19 protein-coding genes are annotated in these 19,597 nt (G+C 67.5%); 7 read left to right on the plus strand and 12 right to left on the minus strand.

Going from position 1 to position 19,597, the window contains the following annotated elements:
- Positions 1–1,672: SbcC/MukB-like Walker B domain-containing protein (locus tag E3O54_RS14945; RefSeq protein WP_304990780.1), on the plus strand; the 1,672-nt coding region annotated here is incomplete at its 5' end.
- Positions 1,673–1,708: 36 nt separating this feature from the next.
- Here the strand turns inward: E3O54_RS14945 and E3O54_RS14950 are convergent.
- Positions 1,709–2,485 (minus strand): HNH endonuclease family protein, encoded by a 777-nt coding sequence (locus E3O54_RS14950; RefSeq protein WP_104099136.1) that lies wholly within the window; start codon positions 2,483–2,485, stop codon positions 1,709–1,711.
- 49 nt (positions 2,486–2,534) lie between these two features.
- Between E3O54_RS14950 and E3O54_RS14955 the strand changes: the two genes are divergently transcribed.
- The gene (locus E3O54_RS14955) at positions 2,535–2,897 is read left to right on the plus strand and encodes a DUF2834 domain-containing protein (RefSeq protein ID WP_104099135.1); all 363 of its coding nucleotides are present in this window, start codon (positions 2,535–2,537) and stop codon (positions 2,895–2,897) included.
- 131 nt (positions 2,898–3,028) lie between these two features.
- Here the strand turns inward: E3O54_RS14955 and E3O54_RS17230 are convergent, their stop codons facing one another.
- The gene (locus E3O54_RS17230) at positions 3,029–3,484 is read right to left on the minus strand and encodes a cupin domain-containing protein (RefSeq protein ID WP_104099666.1); all 456 of its coding nucleotides are present in this window, start codon (positions 3,482–3,484) and stop codon (positions 3,029–3,031) included.
- 232 nt (positions 3,485–3,716) lie between these two features.
- Here E3O54_RS17230 and E3O54_RS14965 point away from each other — a divergent pair, with 232 nt between their 5' ends.
- Together E3O54_RS14965 and E3O54_RS14970 are read left to right on the plus strand one after the other, a co-directional pair.
- Positions 3,717–4,829 (plus strand): TerC family protein, encoded by a 1,113-nt coding sequence (locus tag E3O54_RS14965; protein WP_134401938.1) that lies wholly within the window; start codon positions 3,717–3,719, stop codon positions 4,827–4,829.
- The gene (locus E3O54_RS14970; RefSeq protein WP_370248020.1) at positions 4,826–5,182 is read left to right on the plus strand and encodes a MarR family transcriptional regulator; all 357 of its coding nucleotides are present in this window, start codon (positions 4,826–4,828) and stop codon (positions 5,180–5,182) included. The genes E3O54_RS14965 and E3O54_RS14970 overlap by 4 nt, the downstream gene beginning before the upstream one ends.
- Before the next feature lie 13 nt (positions 5,183–5,195).
- On the opposite strand, the gene E3O54_RS14975 is transcribed toward E3O54_RS14970, so the two are convergent.
- A complete protein-coding gene (locus tag E3O54_RS14975) occupies positions 5,196–5,888 on the minus strand; it encodes a Pr6Pr family membrane protein (protein WP_134401939.1) in 693 nt (230 codons plus the stop codon).
- Between the two features lie 168 nt (positions 5,889–6,056).
- Here E3O54_RS14975 and E3O54_RS14980 point away from each other — a divergent pair, with 168 nt between their 5' ends.
- Positions 6,057–7,085 carry a TerC/Alx family metal homeostasis membrane protein gene (locus E3O54_RS14980; RefSeq protein WP_104099663.1) on the plus strand — a complete coding sequence of 343 codons (1,029 nt, stop codon included), beginning with the start codon at positions 6,057–6,059 and terminating at the stop codon, positions 7,083–7,085.
- Between the two features lie 60 nt (positions 7,086–7,145).
- Here E3O54_RS14980 and E3O54_RS14985 read toward each other — a convergent pair whose 3' ends face one another.
- From E3O54_RS14985 to E3O54_RS14995, 3 genes are read right to left on the minus strand one after another with little or no spacing between them, the layout of a single operon-like run.
- Positions 7,146–7,961, minus strand: a complete 816-nt coding sequence (locus E3O54_RS14985) for an amino acid ABC transporter ATP-binding protein (RefSeq protein ID WP_134401940.1) — start codon at positions 7,959–7,961, stop codon at positions 7,146–7,148.
- On the minus strand, positions 7,948–8,616 hold the full coding sequence (locus E3O54_RS14990) for an amino acid ABC transporter permease (protein ID WP_104099661.1): 669 nt from the start codon (positions 8,614–8,616) through the stop codon (positions 7,948–7,950). The genes E3O54_RS14985 and E3O54_RS14990 overlap by 14 nt, the downstream gene beginning before the upstream one ends.
- Positions 8,617–8,628: 12 nt before the next feature.
- Positions 8,629–9,441, minus strand: a complete 813-nt coding sequence (locus E3O54_RS14995) for an amino acid ABC transporter substrate-binding protein (RefSeq protein WP_134401941.1) — start codon at positions 9,439–9,441, stop codon at positions 8,629–8,631.
- A gap of 258 nt (positions 9,442–9,699) precedes the next feature.
- Between E3O54_RS14995 and E3O54_RS15000 the strand changes: the two genes are divergently transcribed.
- Positions 9,700–10,710, plus strand: a complete 1,011-nt coding sequence (locus E3O54_RS15000; protein ID WP_134342012.1) for an ADP-ribosylglycohydrolase family protein — start codon at positions 9,700–9,702, stop codon at positions 10,708–10,710.
- Between the two features lie 32 nt (positions 10,711–10,742).
- Here E3O54_RS15000 and E3O54_RS15005 read toward each other — a convergent pair whose 3' ends face one another.
- Entirely contained in the window at positions 10,743–12,908 is a 2,166-nt protein-coding gene (locus E3O54_RS15005) for a RecQ family ATP-dependent DNA helicase (RefSeq protein WP_134401942.1), read from the minus strand.
- 135 nt (positions 12,909–13,043) lie between these two features.
- Positions 13,044–13,523 (minus strand): PPOX class F420-dependent oxidoreductase, encoded by a 480-nt coding sequence (locus tag E3O54_RS15010; protein WP_134401943.1) that lies wholly within the window; start codon positions 13,521–13,523, stop codon positions 13,044–13,046.
- An 81-nt stretch (positions 13,524–13,604) separates the two neighbouring features.
- Between E3O54_RS15010 and E3O54_RS15015 the strand changes: the two genes are divergently transcribed.
- The gene (locus E3O54_RS15015; protein WP_134401944.1) at positions 13,605–14,327 is read left to right on the plus strand and encodes a hypothetical protein; all 723 of its coding nucleotides are present in this window, start codon (positions 13,605–13,607) and stop codon (positions 14,325–14,327) included.
- A 60-nt stretch (positions 14,328–14,387) separates the two neighbouring features.
- Here E3O54_RS15015 and E3O54_RS15020 read toward each other — a convergent pair whose 3' ends face one another.
- Genes E3O54_RS15020 through E3O54_RS15035 form a run of 4 tightly spaced genes read right to left on the minus strand, consistent with a single transcriptional unit; the run spans position 14,388 to position 19,547 of the window.
- Positions 14,388–15,179, minus strand: a complete 792-nt coding sequence (locus E3O54_RS15020) for a DUF6671 family protein (RefSeq protein ID WP_134401945.1) — start codon at positions 15,177–15,179, stop codon at positions 14,388–14,390.
- Positions 15,180–15,226: 47 nt separating this feature from the next.
- The gene (locus tag E3O54_RS15025) at positions 15,227–15,544 is read right to left on the minus strand and encodes a DUF190 domain-containing protein (protein ID WP_104099654.1); all 318 of its coding nucleotides are present in this window, start codon (positions 15,542–15,544) and stop codon (positions 15,227–15,229) included.
- Positions 15,541–18,024: a DUF2309 domain-containing protein gene (locus E3O54_RS15030; protein WP_134401946.1), complete on the minus strand. Its 2,484-nt coding sequence runs from the start codon at positions 18,022–18,024 to the stop codon at positions 15,541–15,543. Before E3O54_RS15030 ends, E3O54_RS15025 begins: the two co-directional genes overlap by 4 nt.
- Positions 18,021–19,547, minus strand: coding sequence for a proton-conducting transporter membrane subunit (locus tag E3O54_RS15035; protein ID WP_134401947.1), 1,527 nt, complete (start codon positions 19,545–19,547; stop codon positions 18,021–18,023). The genes E3O54_RS15030 and E3O54_RS15035 overlap by 4 nt, the downstream gene beginning before the upstream one ends.
- Positions 19,548–19,597: the final 50 nt, after the last annotated feature.

Below are 19,597 nucleotides of genomic sequence, written 5' to 3' on the forward strand. Positions count from 1 at the left end.
CGAGCCCGAGGCGCGCGCCCAGGCGGAGCGGCTGCGGGCGGCCGAGGGCGCGGCCGGCCAGGTGCGGCGTCTCGACGCGGAGCTGGAGGTGGCGCACCGGGCCGACGCGGTCGCCGCCGGCGAGAACGCGGCGGCGGCGGTGCGCTACCAGACCCTTGTGGACCGGCGGCTGGCCGGCCACGCCGTCGAGTTGGCCTCGCACCTCGTGCCGGGGGAGCCGTGCGAGGTGTGCGGCTCGACCGCGCATCCGGCTCCCGCCACCGGCGATGAAGAACCGGTCACCGAAGCCGACATCGTGGCGGCACGGGCATGCCTGAAGCAGGCGCAGACCCGACTCGATCAGACGCACGTCGCCGCAGGCACCGTGGCCACCGATCTGGCCGAGGCCCGGGCCCGGGCCGGGGAGCGCACCATCGACGAAATCGTCGCCGAAATGGCCGCGTCCGAGGTGGCCCTCGCCGCGGCCGTGAACGCGGGCGTGCGGGCGGCAGCGCTCGGCCTCGACAAGAGCCGGCTGCGGGCCGAACTCGACGAGGCCGGCCGTGCCCTGGCAGGCCTCTGCTCCGCCCGCGATGTGGCGGCCGTGCAGCTTGCCGAGCGCCGCAGCGCCCGACAGGCCATCGACGACCGAGTGTCCGCCCAGCGCGGCGACTTCGCCTCGGTGGGCCACCGGGTCGATCGGCTGCGGGCAGAGCTGGCCTCCGCGCGGGCCCTCGGCGAGGCCCTCGACCACAGCCGTGAGCGCCGGAGCCTGCGGAACGCCGCCGGCGCATCCGTTCAGGCTCAGCTGGACCGCGAAGGTTTCGTCGACGAGCAGGACGTGGCCGCCGCCCACCAGAACGACGCCGACGTGCGGCAGCTGGAAGAACTGATCCGCGGCCACGACGATTCGCGCGCGGCGGCGCGCTCGGTGCTGGCTGAACCGGCACTCACGGGTCTTCCCGCCGGCCTGACCGACGTCGGTCCGGCCCGGGAAACCCTGGTGACGGCGGCGGCGGAACGGGATGCGGCGCTGGCCGAACGCGGCTCCCTGGGGGAGCGGGTGGCCGTCATGACCGGCCTGGTCACGGATGCCCGCGTGCACTTCGACGCCGGCGTGGAGCTTCTGTCCACGCAGACGCAGGTTAGGGAGTTGGCGGCGGCCGTGCACGGCGACGAACCCAACACGAAACGGATGCGCCTGGAGACCTACGTTCTCGCCGCGCAGCTCGAGCAGATCATTGCAGCGGCCAACAACCGGCTACGCACCATGACCGGGGGCCGCTACACCCTCGAACACGACGACTCGGTGCAGTTCCGTGGTGGCCAGTCCGGGCTCGGGCTGATGATCCGGGACGCGCACACCGGGCGGGCCCGCCCCACCCAGTCGCTCTCCGGCGGCGAGACGTTCCTGGCGTCATTGGCCCTCGCCCTCGGGCTGGCGGAAATCGTGTCGAACCAGGCCGGCGGCATCGCCCTCGACACCCTGTTCGTCGACGAGGGCTTCGGGTCCCTCGACGGCGCCACCCTGGAAACCGCGATGAGCACCCTGGACGGTCTCCGCGCCGGCGGCCGCACCATCGGTCTGATCAGCCATGTCGACTCCATGAAGGAGCAGATCCCGGCCAAGCTGGTCATCACCGTCACCGACCAGGGCTTCAGCGAGATCGACGAGGTCCTCGTGTCGGTGTAGCCGGGCTGTGCCGGTTCGTGCTGTGCCGGCGCGGGACTAGTCCAGACCGGGCGTGGCCGAGTAGGCAGGCTGGCCGGGGCAGGTCGCGAGCACGCGCACCATGGCGTCGTGCTCGGCCGGGGCCACCCATAGGCCGTAGGTGGCCTTCACGGAGATCTGGCGGGCCACATATTCGCAGCGGAACGACTTCTCCGCGGGTAGCCAGGTGGCGGCGTCCCCGTCGCCCTTCTGCGAGTTGGAGACACCGTCGGAGGCCAGCAGGTTCAGCGGGTCGTTGGCCAGGGCGATCCGCTCTTCCCGGGTCAGTTGTGCGGCGCCGGTTTGCCAGGCGTTCGACAAAGCGACCAGATGGTCGATCTGCACGAGCATCGAGGTGGTCTCGCCGCGCTCGAACGACACCGATTCGCCCGTGTACGGCGCCAGCAGCTGGCCGCTCAAGACCCGGCAGGACGCGTCGGTCACGATCGCGGCCAGGTCGCGGGCCAGGATATCGTTGCGGGTGTCGCAGCCGTTGTCGTCCACGTCGCGCCAGGCGGAGCCGAACTCGCCGGTGCGGTCGTAGCCGGTCTTCGCGGCCTTGCCCTTGACCGGCAGGGTGGCGAGCAGGTCGGCCGCGTCGCCGGTCACCGGGGCCGCGGCCGTGGATCCGACCGGGAAGGGAACGGATGTCTCGCCCGGTGTGACGCCGGGCACGCCGACCACGATCGCCCAGACCAAAGCCAGGAGCGGCAGGACCACCATCAGGGCGGTGACGGGCCGTCGCCTGGAACGCCGGCTGCGGGTTGACGCAGGCTTGCGAGATGCGTGTGGCATGGTGCTCCCAGGGTCGGCTTTCGACCCTACCGGGCGGCAATAATGACGTATGACCAAAAACTGGACCCCGCTCGCCGCCGTCTACCTGGCGCTCAGCCTCGGCGGCCTCGTGGGCACCTGGACCTTCAACCTGCTGGCGATCGTGCAGCTACGCGACTTCGTCGGTGACTGGGTGAACAGCGGTCCGGCGGTGTCGTCACTGACCGTTGACCTGCTGGTGGTGGCGGTGGCCGGCAGCATCCTGATCATCGTCGAGGCCAGGCGGATCGGGATGAAGCGGGGTTGGCTCTACGTGGTGCTCTCGGGTCTGACAGCCTTCGCCTTCACCTTCCCGCTTTTCCTCGCAATGCGGGAACGCACGCTGCAGGCGCAGCGGGTGCGGCCGGCGTCTGCCGGAGCCCGGACCCGCTAGGCGCCAGCCAGGCGGACCAGCCAGGCGGTCTCGAACCAATTCGACGGAGATTTTGCTCAAAACCGGCCCCAAACATCCGTTTCAGCCCGAAATGCTCAAAATCTCCGTCGAATTCGTTAGGCCGCACTCAGCTAGTTGGTGTCGGCGGACCGCGCCCTCGTCGAGGGGCGCTTTGCCGCCGGCTTGCGTGGTGTCTTCGCGGCGGGCTTGGCGGCCGTCTTCGACGTCGGCTTTGCCGTAGCCTGCGTGGCGGACGGCTTCGCCTGGCGTGAATTCTGCTTCGGCTTCGGCTCCGTGAGCCGCAGCACCTTGCCGCCCGTGTTGAGCACATTGTGCCGCGCGCCGGCCGGCACGACCATGGCGGAGTTCTTCCTGATCTTCGTCTTGGTGCCGTCGATCCAGATCTCGCCCTTGCCCTTCTCCACCCGAAAGTACTGGTCTCGATCCGGGTGCACCTCTTCCCCGATGTCCTCGCCCGGCTCCAGCGCCATCACGACCAGCTGCAGCCCCCGGGCGGTGTACAGCACCTGGCGGAAATTCGAGTTGCGGATGGCCGCGTCCTCGATCTTGTCGACAAAACCCGTCATGGGATCCTCCGTTGTTCCAGTGCGCGGTAGTCGCGGCGGCGGAAGTGCTCAACCGCCGCAGTCAACCCCGCTGTTTGCGCCAAAGGGTGAAGTATGCTTCACTTATTTTCGGAGGGGAGTAATCCCCAGCGTGTGGTCGTCATTACGGTTCCGTCATCGGAGCCCGGCCACAGGGACCCGATCCGGGTTGGACCAGACCTCCAGTCGAAGCAGTGACTGGAAGGCATTCCCCATGGACGTTCCCCTCTACGCCTGGCTGGCGGTGTTCGGCATCATCGCCGTCATGCTCGCCGTCGACCTGTTCGCCCATCGCAAGGCCCATGTGATCGGAGTGCGCGAAGCCGCGATCTGGTCCGTGATCTGGGTGCTCATCGGCATCTCCTTCGGCGTCGTGATCTGGGTGACGGCCGGGGCCGAGTTCGGGCAGCAGTACTACGCGGGCTACCTGATCGAGAAGTCCCTCGCGGTCGACAACGTCTTCGTCTGGGCGATCATCTTCGCCGCTTTCGCGGTGCCGCGCCAGTACCAGCACCGGGTGCTGTTCCTCGGCGTTCTCGGTGCGCTCGTGCTGCGCGGCATCTTCATCGCCGCGGGCGCCGTGTTGATCGAGAACTTCTCCTGGATTCTCTACGTGTTCGCTGCGTTCCTGATCTTCACGGGCTACCGCATGATCCGCACCCGCAACGAGCACGCGCACCCCGAGAAATCCCAAGTGTTGCGCCTCTTCCGCCGCTTCATCCCGATGACCGAGACGTTCCACGGCCAGCGCTTACTCGTGCGCAAGAACGGCATTCTGCTCGCCACACCGCTGCTGGCGGTTCTCGTGCTCGTCGAGGTGACGGATGTCGTGTTCGCCGTGGACTCCATCCCGGCCATCTTCGCGGTCACCAGTGAACCGTTCATCGTCTTCACCGCCAACGCCTTTGCAATCCTCGGCCTCCGGGCGATGTACTTCCTGCTCGCCGACCTCATGCACCGATTCGTCTACCTGAAGATTGGTCTCTCGCTGGTGCTGATCTGGGTGGGCGTCAAGATGCTGCTGCTCGACGTCTTCTACATCCCGACGACCGTTTCCCTATCTGTGATCGCGCTGATCATCGCGGTGTCGGTCATGCTCAGCCTCCGGGCCACGCGGGGCCAGGGGCGGCGCGAGTTCGAGGCCGCTCCCGTCGGCTCGTTCCGCGAGGCCACCCCTGAGGAACTCGCCCAGATGGAGCCGGTCTGGCGCCGATCGGCCCGCACGCCCGAGCAGAAGGCACAGAATGCCGAGCAGAAGGCACAGAATGCCGAGCAGAAGGCCGAACAGAAGGCTGAGCAGAAGAAGGTGAACGAGACCCTCCGATGACCGAGATGCTGCCCGAACCGCCGCCCGTTCCGTCGCCTGGACCGACGGATGCCCCCGGCAAGCCGTGGACGTTCCTCACCCACCACGCGCACCTGCTCCTGGCTATCGCGGGGAACCCCGATGCGCGGGTGCAGGAGCTCGCCGACACGGTAGGGGTGTCAACCCGGGCGGCGCTGAGCATCATGGCGGACCTGGTCACGGCCGGCTACATCCGCCGCGAACGGGTGGGGCGGCGCAATCACTACAGCATCGAGCGGAACCGGCCGTTCCGGCATCCGTCGACCGCGGCGCACAGCGTCGACGAGATGATCGCCGCGTTCAGCACATTCGCGCCGCCAACGCGATCGATCTGACCGCGACAGCGGATCAGGCCACGGGTTCGGTCGTCAAAACCTGTGGCCGGAGGCGGCTCGCGGCGATTGCGGCCGCGGCGAGACCGGTGATGAAGGTCGCGATGCCGAGCACGTAGAAGATCACGGTCACGTAGCCGCCCGGCTGGGCCGGTTCGAGGAAGGGATAGGTGTAGAAGCCGGTCAGGGTGCCCCGCACCACGGCGTAAGCCACCCAAGCCAGCGGGTAGATCAGGGCAACACCGAGGCGCTTCCAGGCCAGGGCCGGGCGCCCCGGCGAGAGGATCCAGTCCAGCGCGATGAAGATCGGCGCCCAGACGTGCAACACCTCGTTGGGCCAGCCGACACCGATGAAGCCATCGGAGACCACGTTGCGCAGCAGCGCGTTGTAGACGACCCCGGTGACGACCGCGTAGGTGAGTACCGACATTCGCACCACGGTGAGGAGTTGGGAATCCGTGCTTCGGCGAAGGGCGAGGGAACCTCCCACGAGCAGCACGACCACGTTCATCAGGCTCGACTGGATGGTGAAGTAGCCGAAATACTCGGTCGCCACGAAGGCGTCGTTCCAGAGCTGGTCGGTGATCTGCGTAATGATGCTCGCGAGGAGTAGCAGTCCCATGCCGATCCGCAGCAGACCGGAAAGCTGCCGGAAGGTGGAGGGCGATGCTGAGTCGGAGCCCACCGGAGAGATCGCTGTTAAAGTCACTGGAAAAGAATAGTGCGGACGAGCTGGGGATTTAGCAAGGCAGGCCGCTTGCCCGGAAGGGGGTCAGCAGCAGAGGCAGGATACTGTTGACGTTCATGCTTATTTAGTTCCTCTTATGAGTAGGCTCACGCTGAAATTCTCGCTGAGGACACGACAGGAAGGTCACAGTTGCTGGAAGTAACTGCGCTCCGCTGGACGCTCACCATCGCCGTCATTCTGGGTCTGCTCGCGTTGGACCTGGGTTTGGCCATCGCCCGGCCGCACGTCGTCAAGTTTCGGGAGGCCGCACTCTCGTCGGTGCTGTACATCGCGGTCGCGATCCTGTTCGGTCTCGTTTTCGCGGCGCAGGTGGGCTGGGGGTTCGGCGCGGAATACTTCGCCGGGTACATCGTTGAGAAGAGCCTGTCCATCGACAACCTCTTCGTTTTCGTGATCATCATGTCGACCTTCGCGGTCCCGGAAAAATACCAGCAGAAAGTTCTCATCTTCGGGATCCTGCTGGCACTCATTCTGCGGGCGATCTTCATTGCACTGGGTTCCGCCCTGCTTTCGCTGTTCTCATTCATGTTCCTGATCTTCGGTCTGGTGCTGATCTTCACAGCCGTACAGCTCTTCCGGCACCGTAACGTCGACCCTGACGTGCAAGACAACGTACTGGTCCGGGTGGCCCGTCGGGGCCTGACCGTTACCGACGACTATGTCGACGGTCGAATGTTCACGCGGAGCGCCGGCCGCCGCGCGGTGACACCGCTGTTTATCGTGCTGATAGCGATCGGCAGCACCGATCTCCTGTTCGCACTCGATTCGATCCCGGCGATCTTCGGAATCACCGATGAGGCGTACATCGTCTTCACCGCCAACGCCTTCGCGCTGCTCGGGCTCCGGGCGCTCTTCTTCCTCGTCAAGGGGCTTCTCGACCGGCTGGTCTACCTGTCGACCGGCCTGTCCCTCATCCTGGCCTTCATCGGTGTGAAACTCGTTCTGCATTGGGCACACGGCCTTGATGGCCGAGTGCCGGAGATCAGCACGAATCTCAGCCTGATCGTCATCGGTGTGGTCTTGACCGTGACCACGGTCGCCAGCCTGATCAAGACACGCCAGGATCCCACGGTGCGAGCTCATGCCGGCTCACTCCGGGCAGCGGATCATTCCGAGACTGAACCAGCGGATCAGCCCGACTCCGGGCACAAGAGTTGACGGGCAGGTGAGGGGCTGAGCCGCTGCCCGGCGAGGTCGGCCCCACGCCTGGATGTGCACCTAGAAGGGGAACAGCAGCCGGTGCAGGAACTGCCGGGTGCGTTCCTCCTTCGGGTGGCGCAGCAGCTGATTCGGGTCGCCATGCTCGACGATCCGGCCACCGTCGACGAAGGCCACCTCGGTGGCTACCTCGCGCGCGAATTCGAGTTCGTGGGTCACGATCACCATGCTCCAGCCCTCCACCGCCAGTTCCTTGATCAGGCGCAGAACATCGCCCACGAGTTCCGGGTCGAGGGATGACGTGGGCTCGTCGAAGAGCAGCAGCTGCGGGCGCAGGGCGAGCGCGCGCACGATGCCCACACGCTGCTGCTGGCCGCCGGAGAGTTCGAACGGGTAGCTGTCCTTCTTGGCGCTGAGGCCCACGCGGTCGAGCAACGCGAGCGCCTCCGCTTCGACCTCCGCCTTCGGGCGGCGCTGCACCACCACGGGCCCCTCCAGCACGTTCTCCAGTACGGTCTTGTGCGGGAACAGGTTGTAGTGCTGGAAGACCATGGCCGACCGGTCGCGCAGAGCCGCACGCTGACTCTTCCCCGGAGTGGCTGCGAAGTCGACCGACAGTTCGTCGGCCACGTCGATCGTTCCGCCGTCGGCCAGTTCCAGGCCGTTCAGGCAGCGCAGGATGGTGGTCTTGCCGGAACCGGAGGGTCCGATCAGGGCGAGCACGTGGCCGCGACCCACCGTCAGCTCGATGGATTGCAACACCTGGTTGGCGCCGAAACTCTTCTGGAGCCCGCGCACGCGGAGCAGGGCGTCGGAGGTCGCCGCGGCATCCGGGGCCGTCGGTTCGGTCGGATCAATCGGATCAGTGGGGGACATAGCGGTCCAATCGCTTCTCGAGAACGCTCTGCACCGAGGACAGGCCCAGGCAGATCACCCAGTAGACCAGGGCGGCTTCGAGGTAGAGCAGCATGAATTCCTGGCTGAAGGCGGCCACCTGCTGTGCTTCGCGGAACAGCTCCGTGACCAGGATCAGCGAGGCGAGGGAGGTGTCCTTGACCAGGCTGATGAAGGTGTTCGACAGGGGCGGAACCGAGACACGGGCGGCCTGCGGCAGGATGATCCGGGTCAGCGCGCGACGGTGCGACATGCCGATCATGTAGGCCGCCTCCCATTGTCCCTTGGGCACCGAGAGGATGGCAGCCCGAATCACTTCGGCGGCGTAGCCGCCGACGTTGAGCGAGAACGCCATCACAGCGCTCGGCCACGGATCGATCAGGATGCCCAGCGACGGCAGGCCGTAGAAGATCACGAACAACTGGACCAACAGTGGGGTACCGCGCACGATCGAGATGTAGACCCGGGCGATGCCGGACACCCACCGGCGCCGGGAGAGGCGCATCAACGCCAGCCCGAGCGCGAGCGCCAGACCGATCGTGAACGAGGCGAGCGCCAGCGGGATGGTGCCGAGAATCGCCCCCTGCACGATGGGACCGAGCGAGGTCCAGAACAGGTCCCAGGCGGATTGGTTCATGGCTGGACGGGGTTACTGGGAAACGTCGGACCCGAAGTACTTCTCCGAGATCGACGTCAGGGTGCCGGCGGCGGCGAGCTTCTCGAGGGCCGCGTCGACGGCGTCCGTGAGCTCCGTGCTTCCCTTGACGAAAGCGAACGAGGTTGCGGACTTTTCGTCGGTGTTCGCGGCGACCTTGAGCCCGGTGGCGCCGGTCTGCTTCTGGTAGTCGAGGAAGGTAAGGTTGTCGTTCACGGTCGCGTCGACGCGGCCCTGTTCGACCAGGGCGACCGACTGGGCCCAGCCCTCGACGGCCTGCACACGTGCGCCGCTCTCGGTGGCGAGGGTGTTCCAGTTGCTGGTGAGCGACTGGGCGGTGGTCTTGCCGGCCAGGGTCTCGAAGGAGGTGATCGAGGTGTTGTCGCTCTTGACCACGATCACGCCGGTCGAGAACGTGTAGGGGGTCGAGAAGTTGTACTTGGCGACGCGTTCCGGGGTGGCCGTGACCTGGTTGGCGATGACGTCGAAGCGGCCGGCCTCGAGGCCGGCGAAGATGCCGTCCCACTGGGTTTCCTCAAACTTGGCCGTGACTCCGAGCTCGGCTGCGACGGCCTCGATGATCTCGACGTCGTAGCCGGCCAGTGCGCCGGAGCCACCCTCGTGGAAGGTGAACGGGCGGTACGTGCCCTCGGTGCCGATGGTGAGCACGCCCGCGTCTATGACGGAGGACAGCGAGGTGTCGGCGCCGGTGGTGGTTGCGTCGTCGGTGTCGGTGCTCGCGGAGCAGCCGGCCAGCGACACGGTGAGCGCTGTGAGTAATACCGCCGACAGGATCTTGAGCTTCATTTTTCTGGCCTAACCGAGGTTGCAGGTGCGTATTCATCGCCGAAAAGCGATGTCTGAAGACTAACAAGGAGTGCGCCCCGGTAAGTATTCCCGTGACGCGCCGCGTCACACACCGGTTAGGCCCCGGTCAATGGCCTTGCCGGGGATTTTGGGCCGGAATAGGCTGCGCTCGACCCGTGCACCCGATGTTCGTTCTCGGATGTGCAGGTACTCCGGTCCTTACCCGACCCGAATCGGCCCGACCCGAAGGAGCCTGCAATGAAGCTGACTGCCGACCAACACGACCGATCAGCAGCGGTGCTGCTGGGCATGGCCTGCGGGGACGCGCTCGGGGCCGGCTACGAGTTTGCCGGGCCGCTACCGGAAACCACCCCGGTCAGCATGCGCGGCGGCGGCGGCTTCCACTGGGTACCCGGCGAGTGGACCGACTACACGGCCATGGCGGTGCCGCTCGCGATCGCCGCGGCGGAGGGCGGGGATCTCAGAGACGACTCGGTCCTCGACATCGTCGTGGCCCAATGGGTGGCCTGGGCGAAATCGGCACCGTACGCGGGCGTGCAGTTGGGGGCGGTGCTCTCGGGCAGCGAGCCGAACGCCGACTCCGTGCGTCGCGGGGCGAGGGAGCAGCATGATCGCAACGGGCGCAGCGCCGGCAACGGATCGCTCCTGAGAACCGCGCCGGTGGCGCTGGCGTTCCTCGGCGATCCGGTCGCCTTGGCCGAGGCCGCGCGCCTGGTCAGCGAGCTGACGCACCGTGAAACCGAGGCAGGCGATGCCTGCGTGCTGTTCGGGCTCGCTTTGCGGCACGCCGTGCTCGAGGGCGAACTCGACATTCGGGTGGGCCTGTCCGCCCTGACGAGCGAGCGCCGCGCGGACTGGTCTACCCGGTTCGACGATGCCGAGCGTGAACGGCCCGCGGATTTCCCGGGTAACGGCTGGGTCGTGCAGACCCTGCAGGCTGCCTGGTCGGCGATCACGTACGCCCGGGGAACGGATGCCGGCCAGGTGCGTCGCGCCATCGAAGTCGCGGCGCGCGGCGGCGGCGACACCGACGCCGTAGCAGGTGTCGCTGGCGCGCTGACCGCCGCCCGCTGGGGGCTGGAAGCTGTGCCAACAACCTGGCGCCACCTGGTGCAGGGCTGGCCGGGGCTGCGCGGCGTTGACCTGGTGCGCCTGTCCATGCAGTCAGCCCACTGCGGAACGGTCGGGGGAGTCCGGGCCGACGAGGTCGGCTTGCAGCGCACGGTCAAGCTGCGCGCGCTGCGTTGACGTCAGGGCGAAAGCTTCAGTTCTCCGGCAGCTCAGGACTTCAACGCCAACGCGAACGGCAGCACGGCCGCCACCCCCTGGCGACGCAGTAGGCGGCCCGCAACCGTGAGCGTCCAGCGGCTGTCGGCGAGGTCATCGACGAGCAGGATCGGTCGGCCCTGCACCGTGTCGAGGGCCGCGGCCAGCTTCGGTCCCACCGCGAAACGGTCCCAGACGTTGGAGAGCCGGTAGGCGCTGTTGCCGCCCGCCGTGCCGGTGGGGCCGCCGTTCACGAGGTCGAGCGAGCCGAGCCAGGGCAGGCGGCCGGCCTCGGCGAACGCCCGAGCCACCGATCCGACCAGCAACGGATGCCGCCGCGAGGGCACGCTCACCACCGCGGCCGGCCGTTCGTCCCAGCCCCACTCCACCAGCACGCGGATGCAGGCCTGGATCAGGGCTGGGCTCGCCGGGGCATCCGTGGACGGCGCGTCGGAGGACTGGGTGGCGAACAGGTCGCGTAGCGGGCCGCCCCAGCCCAGATCGGTGAGGCGGGCGAGGGCGCGGCCGGGCAGCATCCGTTCGCCGGTCGGGATGTTGCCGCGCACGTTCACGCCCAGGCTCGCCACTGCAGTGGGCCACTGCGCGCGCGGCTCGAGAGCCACGCCGACCCGGTCGAGGGCTCGGGCGGCGGCCGAGGTCATCTCGGGCCGCACGTCGCCGGGGAACCAGGCCGTGGTGCAGTTGTCGCAGCGGCCGCAGGCCACCGCGGTGTCGTCGTCGAGCGCGCGCTGCAAGAATTCCATCCGGCAGCCGGTGGTGCGCTCGTAGTCGAGCATCGCCTGCTGCTCGCTCACCCGGGCGGCGGCGATGCGTTCGTAGCGTTCCCGGTCGTAGAACCAGGGCCGGCCGGTGGACACCCAGCCGCCGGTGACGCGGCGCACGGCGCCGTCGACGTCGAGCACCTTCAGCAGCAGCTCGAGCGGGCTGCGCTTGAGGTCGACGCGGGCCTCGAGCGCCGGTGTGGACAGCGGGGCAAATCCGTGCTCCGTGAGCGCCCCGATCACGGCTTCCGCCTTGTGCTGGCTGGGCATCGAGGAGGTGGCGAAGTACTGCCAGATGTCTTCGTCTTCGACTCCGGGCAGCAGCAGCACGTCGGCGTTCTCGGTGGCGCGGCCGGCGCGGCCGACCTGCTGGTAGTAGGCCACGGGGGAGGAGGGGGCACCCAGGTGCAACACGAAGCCGAGGTCGGGCTTGTCGAACCCCATGCCCAGGGCGCTGGTGGCGACGAGGGCCTTGACCTTGTTGCGCTTGAGCATGCCCTCGGACTCCTCCCGCTCCGCGGTGTCGGTCTGCCCGGTATAGGCGCGCACCGGGTGCCCGGCCTCCCGCAGCAGACGTGCGGTGTCTTCCGCCGCCGAGACGGTGAGGGTGTAGATGATGCCGCTACCGGGCAGCTCGTCGATGTGGCTGAGCAGCCAGGCCAGCCGGGTGCGCGAGTCGGGCAGGCGCAGTACGCCGAGGCGCAGGGATGCCCGGGCGAGCGGGCCGCGGATGGTGACCACCTCAGCGCTTGCCACGCCGGTTGCGCCGTTCGCGACCGTCGCGCCGGTCGAGACCAGCTGTGCCGCGACATCCGTCACCACGCGGCTGTTCGCCGTGGCCGTGGTCGCCAGCACCGGCACCCCGGCGGGCATCTGGGCGATCAGGTCGCGCAGGCGCCGATAGTCGGGCCGGAAATCGTGGCCCCAGTCGGAGATGCAGTGGGCCTCGTCGACGACGAGCAGGCCCACCCGGGCGAGGAGCGCGGGGAGCTGCTCGTCGCGGAACTTCGGGTTGTTGAGTCGCTCCGGCGACACCAGCAGCACATCGACCTCGTCGTCGATCAGCTGCTGCTGCACCTCTGCCCACTCGTGCGGGTTGGAAGAGTTGATCGACACGGCGCGCACCCCGGCCCGGGCTGCCGCGGCCACCTGGTCGCGCATCAGGGCGAGCAGCGGCGACACCAGGATGGTGGGGCCGGCTCCCTGGCGGCGCAGCAGCAGCGTGGCGACGAAGTAGACGGCCGACTTGCCCCACCCGGTGCGTTGCACGACCAGGGCCCGTCGGCGCTGGTCGACGAGGGTCTCGATCGCCTCGAACTGTCCCTCGTGGAAGTCGGCGTCGTCACGCCCGACCAGGTTGCGCAGAATCTCGAGGGCGGCGGCGCGGGTGTCGGTCATCCGTCCAGCTTCGCAGATGCTGGTGACAGTACGCCGGGCGCCAGGCCTCGCGGCGCAGGTTATGGAAGCGGGCACACGGACGAACGTGCGCCTGCTTCCCCAGGGTGCGCCGCGAAGCCGATCCTGCGAGCGCGGCTACAGTGCGTCGAGCCGGGCGGCGACGTCGGCCGGGAAGCCGCCCGTGCCGATCGGGCTCCACCGGCTGGGGGTGATGCGGATCAGGGACTTGTCCTGAAGCGCCATCGCCGCCCGGTACTCGGCCCAGTCGGAGTGCTCGCCGGAGATGCAGCGGAAGTACTCGACCAGCCCGTCGCCGGCCTCGGGCATGTGCAGCACCTCGGCGTCGCCGTCGACCTGGATCCAGCCGCCGTCCCAGTCTTCCGAGAGCACCAGTACGGAGGCAAACACATTTCGCTCCGCGTTGCGGGTTTTCGCCCGGGCAGGATAGGAGGAGATCACGATTCGGCCGGAGGGGTCGACCCCGCCGGTCACGGGCGAGATCTGCGGGCGGCCGTCGGTGCGGGTGGTGGCCAGTAGCATCCGGTGCCTCGGGCGCACGAAAGCGAGCATCTCGGCGAGGTCGACTGTGGTGGTGGTTGCAATGTCTCTGGCCATGATCCAAGGCTACGGCAGAGCGGATGCCCGACACGATCGGTCGCATCAGGCTCCGCGGCCACACCTCGCTATGCTCGCACCGTGAAGGTCGTCCAGGAACTCGAAACACGCATGCACCCCGACTCCGTCGCCGGGTTCCGCCTGGTGCTCGCGGAGGCACGGGTGACCGACTCCATTCTGCTGCCGGTGCGGGCGATGGAGCGCATGGTGGCGCCCGTGCAGTGGATGCTGCGCCGCGTCGGTGAGCACGGTATCCGTCTGACCCAGGCCGGCTACCTCCCGCCCGCGGTGGTCGTGGAAGCCTCGACCCAGCTCGACTGGGGCTGGCCCGTCACGGCCAGCCGGGAGAGCCACTTCCTGCCTCTGCTGGAGTTGCGCGCACACCTGCGCAGCGTGGGCCTGCTCCGAGTGAGCAAGGGGATGCTGCTGCAGACCAGTCGCGGCCGGGCGCTCGTCGAGGCGCCGCGCGATCTGTGGTGGCATCTGGCCAGAACCGCGCACCAGAGCCGCGACCCGGCCGAGTCCGACGCCACCAGGCTGCTGCTCCTACTCATCGCGCGGCGGGGTTTTGACGAGGCCGAGCTGTTCAAACAGCTGCTGGCCCTCAGTTTGGAGACCATCGGTTGGGTGCGGGCCGACGGTGCCCCGCTCTCCAGTGACGCGGCGTTCAACCTGGTGCTGCCGAAGTGGCGCTTGCTGCGCCGACTCGGTGTGTTCGATGCCGGCACCAGCAGTTACACGCGCTGGATCGTCACGCACGGTGGGGCCGCGTTCGCCCGGGCGGCCCTGCAGTCCGAGGTCTGAGGCGCGCCGCGGACCACCATGCATGAGGCCGACGGGGAGCACGAATAACGCCTGACCTCGCTACGGGTTGCAATAGTCGCACCATTGCGGGTCGGCGGTGGCCTGGCCACGCGGTATCCGGGTCCTGTGGGTACAGCGTCCGCAGCCGTGGAGGTCCGCGGCGATCAATGCGGTCGCTGATCTACAGTCGGAACAGGGAACGCCGCGTTCGATGTCTACCTGACCGAACCCAGGTGCTTGACACAGGGAGCAGGGTGTAGCGAGGCGACGAGCCATCTGATAACTCAGCCTGCGAATCGTCTCTGCCCGCGCTGGCGATTTGTGCGCTCGGTAGTCCGGCAGAATCGTGACGGTGGACTGGTCCGTCAGAAGCATGTCGACGGTTTCCTCGAGGTCGCTGAGTTGCGTGAAGTTCTTGTAGACAGTCAGGCGATTATCGTTTGTGCTCTGCACGATCACTCCCTGTTCGGGGAATCCCGCGGCTGACGCGAACGCGAGAGCGCTGTCGGCGTTGTCGACGCGTCTGCCTCCAGGCAGCGCGGAGATATTCACGGCGCCCTCGACGAGTTCCAACCCCAGGGTTTTGTCGATGAACAGGAGAATCTCCATGTTTTCAACGAGAGGACCGAATCCGGAGCTGAAGCTGCCTTCGGAGGCAAGTCCAAGAGTGGTGCCGGCGATCTGCATACCCAGTCGCGCTTTGGCGCGGGCTGCCGAGCGGGGGCTGAGGGTGCGTGGGATATCGCCGGCGAAGGTCCCGAACTGGTCAGTGTTCAGGCCCCCCGCAGCGCTGACTGTCGCGCCGAGAATGTCGTGGAATGCCTGTTGGGCGAGGTGCTCCTTGCCGTGCATGGTGGCGAAGGTGATCAGGCGCCTAGCATAGTAGGCGTGGGAGGAAGTCATTGGAAGTAGTCGGGCCTTGAGACGTAGGTCTCGGCGACGAACATGACGCCGCTGGAGGTGTTCAGCAGCTCGCGCACGGCGTTGATGAGTTCGTCGGCTTTGTCGGGGGGCAGCACGGTGATAAGCATGGTGAGCGTGTCGTACTCGTTGAAGAGCAGGGATCCAGAGTGTTGTCCGTGGTGTCCGATGCCGGAGACACCGGAGACGGAGGTGTACCCGGTGGCGCCGGCGGAGGAAACCAGCTCGCGGATGGCGGGGGCGTCGCGCGCAGGCACGACGATCTCCAGTCGGGTCATCTTGGTGAGATTGTTCATGTGTGTGGTCCTTCCATCGGGGTGGCAGTGGCGGCGGGAGTAGCGGTTGCGGTCGCTGTGAAGCCGTAGGCGGTATAGCGGTGCCAGAGGGCAGCGGGGTGATCTCGTGCGGTGAGGGTGATCCAGTCATTGTCGAAAAGATCTCGCAGGACTTGGTTGCGCGAGATGATCTCTCCGATGCGGGCCAGCGGTGCTTCGACAACGACGGTGAGGCGCATCGGCTCATGGAACAGCTCCGTGCCCAGACCCACGGATTGCCACGGCAGGCCGCGGCGGAGGTCGCCGCTGTGGCCCGAGATCACGCCGAGTGTGCCGATGGCGTTGTGGATGGTTTTCGTTCCTGCGCCGAGAGTGTCGGGGTTCAGGGCTGTGAAGTAGTACTGGTGGTTGATCCACTGCGCCACGACAAGGGGGGCGGTCATGATCGTCTCCAGGGCGGCCCCGGTGGGATCCAGTTCGGTGCGGTAGGAGTGCAGGAACACCCGCCGGCCCAAATCAACGTTCCTGGTTATATCGCGGGGTCCGATGATCATGGTGGCGTTTCCCGCCAACCCGAGCTCTGGATACACCTCAGCCCAGTCGTGGGCACGTCCGCGCAGTCGTGCGGGGGAATGCCGGGGTGATGCTCCCGGTAGGTGCCGGGCGCGTTCGGTCACCAATTTGTCCGCTGCGGTGCGCTGAAGCTGCTCGAAGCGGTCTGCCGAACTCGTGTGGCTGTCGGGGATCAGGTGGCGGTCGAGCACGGTGACCATGTCGCTGACGGTGTTGTGTTCGGCGGCCACGAAGAACGTGTCGAAGGGAATCGGCAGCCCGCGGTCGGCGAGCAGCAGTCGCACCTCGGGGTCGTTGAAGATGGCGGCGGCGGCGCGGGCGTTGGCGTGCCCCGGATTACCGCCGCACGCGCCGCAGTCCAGTGCGGACTGGTAGAGGTTGTTCTCCGATTCGGAGCCGTGACCTGCCAAAACGACCAGCGGGGCGAACTGGGACAGGCCCATCATCCGCAAGGCCGTTTCGGCCAGCGTGGCACGCTCGTCCAGCGTGAACGCGTCCGCGATCGTCACGTCACTGCGCAGGTCCCGGGGCGAGAGGGAGAGGGCGCGCACGATCCGTGCGTGGATGCGCGGGGTGAGGGTGCGCAGGATGCTGATGCCGCCGTAGAACCATCCTGCCGTTTCCGCGAACGCGAACGGTGTCGCCGCTGTCGAGTCCGCCGTATGCACGGCATGCCGCAGGGCGTCTCGGAATTTTCCAGCGGCAACGACTCTGTGTGCTTGTTCGTGGTCGACGGGGATCTCGGTGATGTGGTGGCGCGCGCTCAGCAGTGCCGGGAGCGAGTCGATTGCTCCGCGCGCCTGGTAGCGGGCGAACCGGATGGGGACGCCGAAGAAGCCGGCGAAACCGAACGTCTCGACGGAGGAGCTTTCTTCGAGGTGGCGGCGCAACCCCTCGGACCGGGGGTCGATGCACATCACCAACTGCACGTTGCGGCCGTCCCGGGTCTGGACGGTGGAGCGGAGTGCCCCGATCAGGGCGGTGCGGTAGTTCAGTTCGTAGGCTTTCTGCCAGGTGTACCGCTGGTCGGTTATCGGATGGGTTGACAGAACCCGAGCGACCGCGGCGACGTCCTCGCGGCTCGGCCGTGCGGCGGTGAGCGCCTGCGCAACCCGTTCGGCCCGCAACCAGAACGGTGCCGAGGTCAGCGTGGTGTGGTCGCGCTGTGCCGTCTGTGTTGTCTGGTCGGTTGCTGGGGTAATTCCGAGCGCAACCTGGACCGTGAATCGGACGGCCAGGTACGAGGTCAGGTCGATGTCGCCGACCTTCTCGGCCCGCCATTTGATGTGCCCGACCCACCCGGGCAGGTGCCCGAGTGCGGTCCGAAGGGCACGTGGGACGTCGGCCGCCGTGATGCCGAGGCGTTGCAGGGCGTGCGCCAGCGCCGCGTCCGGTTCGGGCGAAAGTGTGGTGAGGGTGCGCCGAACCGTGCGGGGGAGGGACGGATCGAGGCAGGCCAGGGTTCGCCAGGCCCGGTAGAACCCGTCGGCATGGTGCGGCATGGGCCACGCCGGGTCCGGGCACAGATAGCCGGCAACCCAGACGGCCAGGTATTCATCGAGCCACGTCAGCTCCGCCACCGCAACCGGTTCGGGCTCAGGTGTGGCTGCGACCAGGCGCATATCGAGTTCGGCAACCCGGACCGCGGACACGGCTGCGGTGCCGATCCGCAAGCGTCGGTCGGCCAGCTGGGGGATACGTTCGAGGAGTGCTGCGTCGATGTCATCACGGGTGATTCGACCGCGCTGATAGTCAGCCAGGTAGGCGCTCCCGGGGCGGGTGGTTGCCGCCTCCGCGGTTGTTTCGGTCTCGAATGGGTAAGATTCGCGGCCGGCCAGCGGGTTCACGGCGATGAAGGAGTCCAACGGCCAGGCCGGAACGATGTCGTGGGCGGCGGCAGCGACCTGCGCGCGTAGGATCAGACTCACAGGGGTGCTCCAGTTCTGATGGGGTTACGGGGCAGGGAGGCGGCAAGTGCGGACGTGTAGACACGATCGCGCAGCCAGACCGCACCGGTGCTGCTTCGAGCCAGCAGCTCGACGGCGATCAGGCCGACCGCGGGCAGAACGAGCAGCCAGCCAGGGGCCCCCTGGACCGGCACCCCGGGTTGCAGTGCTCCCGTGAACAGGTGCAGGAAGGCTACGTAGCCGATTCCGACGGCCGCCGTCACCGTGGTGCCGACCACCATCGTGCGGATCGAGAAGTGGGTTGCCAGTGCCACGGCCAGGGTGACGCCGGCGGTCAGGGCGACGAACGCCAACAGGCCGATGCTGGAGGGCGACACGGCGGGGGAGAGCACCAGTTTGGCTGCCACGAGTACGGCAACCGTTACGGTCACGGAGATGGCCACCGCGAGGCCCGCCACCAGGCGCGACGGGGCTGTGCGGGTGGGAAGGTCGCGGTCGGTGGCGTGCTGTCGCACTGCGGTTCCCGCGCCGAGGAAGAGTGTCGATTTGTACAGGGAGTGGGCAACCAGGTGGAAGATTGCAGCCGCGAACAGGCCCAACCCGCAGGCCATGATCATGAACCCCATCTGCGCCATCGTGGAGAATACCAGTCGGCCCTTCACGTCCGGGCGTGCCAGGCGCACCGCCGACGCGAACACCAGGGTGGCCGCGCCCACCACGCAGACGACGATCATCACGGACCGGTGAGGGGCGATCGCCGGCGCGAATCGCAGAAGCAGGATGGCGCCCGCGTTGACCACCCCGGCATGCAACAGCGCAGAGACCGGTGTCGGGGCGCCGAGAGTGAACGGCAACCAGCCCTGGAATGGGATCTGGCTGGATCGGGCCAGGGCGGCGAGGACCAACATTACCGCGAGGGTGAGCTGGGCCGGCGCGCTCAGGCCGGACGCACCGGCGCCGAGCTGATCGAAGGACACGTCCCCGCCGGCACCAACGAGCAGCACTGCCACCGCGAGGAGGAACGCGGTGTCGGCGGCACCAAAGCGAACCGCGGTGCGCCACACACCCTCCCTCGCCTGTGCCAGCGGCCAGTAGGTGGCCAGAAGCAGCACAAGTGCGGCGCCGGCGCCGACCCAGGCGCACGCGAACAGGGCCACGGACCCTGCACACACCATCAGCACGGTGAACCCGGTGAGCAGGTTCGCGGTCACCACGAACCAGACCTGACGAGGATCCCCGCGCAGGTAGCGCACGGCGAACCCCTGAATGAGGGAGGACAGCCCCAGAACGAGCATCGACATGATCAGTGCCAGGGCATCGAGTTGCAGGCTTGTCTCCCCGAAGCCCACCTGGATTGAACCCGTCCACAGGGTCGACACGGCAATGGCGACGGCTGCCGTAAAGACGAACCCCAGACCGACGACCGCCGCGGCAATGCGAGCGACCAGATCACCGCTCCGGCCGAGACGCCCGGCGATCGCTGAGGCGAGCACGGCAACCCACGGCCCCGCCAGGACCATTGCCACCGTCGCATTCTCGTTCAAAGCTGCTCCTTCTCTCACGATTCATAAAACACGAAAAACATAGCACGCAT

The sequence above is a fragment of the Cryobacterium sp. TMT2-4 genome, from assembly GCF_004402575.1.
GTDB lineage: Bacteria > Actinomycetota > Actinomycetes > Actinomycetales > Microbacteriaceae > Cryobacterium > Cryobacterium sandaracinum.

Excerpts from the sequence above, each read along its gene's own strand:
- E3O54_RS14950 (WP_104099136.1), bottom strand. The coding sequence starts at position 2,485 with ATGCCACACGCATCTCGCAAGCCTGCGTCAACCCGCAGCCGGCGTTCC.
- E3O54_RS14955 (WP_104099135.1), top strand. The coding sequence starts at position 2,535 with ATGACCAAAAACTGGACCCCGCTCGCCGCCGTCTACCTGGCGCTCAGC.
- E3O54_RS17230 (WP_104099666.1), bottom strand. The coding sequence starts at position 3,484 with ATGACGGGTTTTGTCGACAAGATCGAGGACGCGGCCATCCGCAACTCG.
- E3O54_RS14965 (WP_134401938.1), top strand. The coding sequence starts at position 3,717 with ATGGACGTTCCCCTCTACGCCTGGCTGGCGGTGTTCGGCATCATCGCC.
- E3O54_RS14970 (WP_370248020.1), top strand. The coding sequence starts at position 4,826 with ATGACCGAGATGCTGCCCGAACCGCCGCCCGTTCCGTCGCCTGGACCG.
- E3O54_RS14985 (WP_134401940.1), bottom strand. The coding sequence starts at position 7,961 with ATGTCCCCCACTGATCCGATTGATCCGACCGAACCGACGGCCCCGGAT.
- E3O54_RS14990 (WP_104099661.1), bottom strand. The coding sequence starts at position 8,616 with ATGAACCAATCCGCCTGGGACCTGTTCTGGACCTCGCTCGGTCCCATC.
- E3O54_RS14995 (WP_134401941.1), bottom strand. The coding sequence starts at position 9,441 with ATGAAGCTCAAGATCCTGTCGGCGGTATTACTCACAGCGCTCACCGTG.
- E3O54_RS15000 (WP_134342012.1), top strand. The coding sequence starts at position 9,700 with ATGAAGCTGACTGCCGACCAACACGACCGATCAGCAGCGGTGCTGCTG.
- E3O54_RS15005 (WP_134401942.1), bottom strand. The coding sequence starts at position 12,908 with ATGACCGACACCCGCGCCGCCGCCCTCGAGATTCTGCGCAACCTGGTC.
- E3O54_RS15010 (WP_134401943.1), bottom strand. The coding sequence starts at position 13,523 with ATGGCCAGAGACATTGCAACCACCACCACAGTCGACCTCGCCGAGATG.
- E3O54_RS15020 (WP_134401945.1), bottom strand. The coding sequence starts at position 15,179 with ATGCACGGCAAGGAGCACCTCGCCCAACAGGCATTCCACGACATTCTC.
- E3O54_RS15025 (WP_104099654.1), bottom strand. The coding sequence starts at position 15,544 with ATGAACAATCTCACCAAGATGACCCGACTGGAGATCGTCGTGCCTGCG.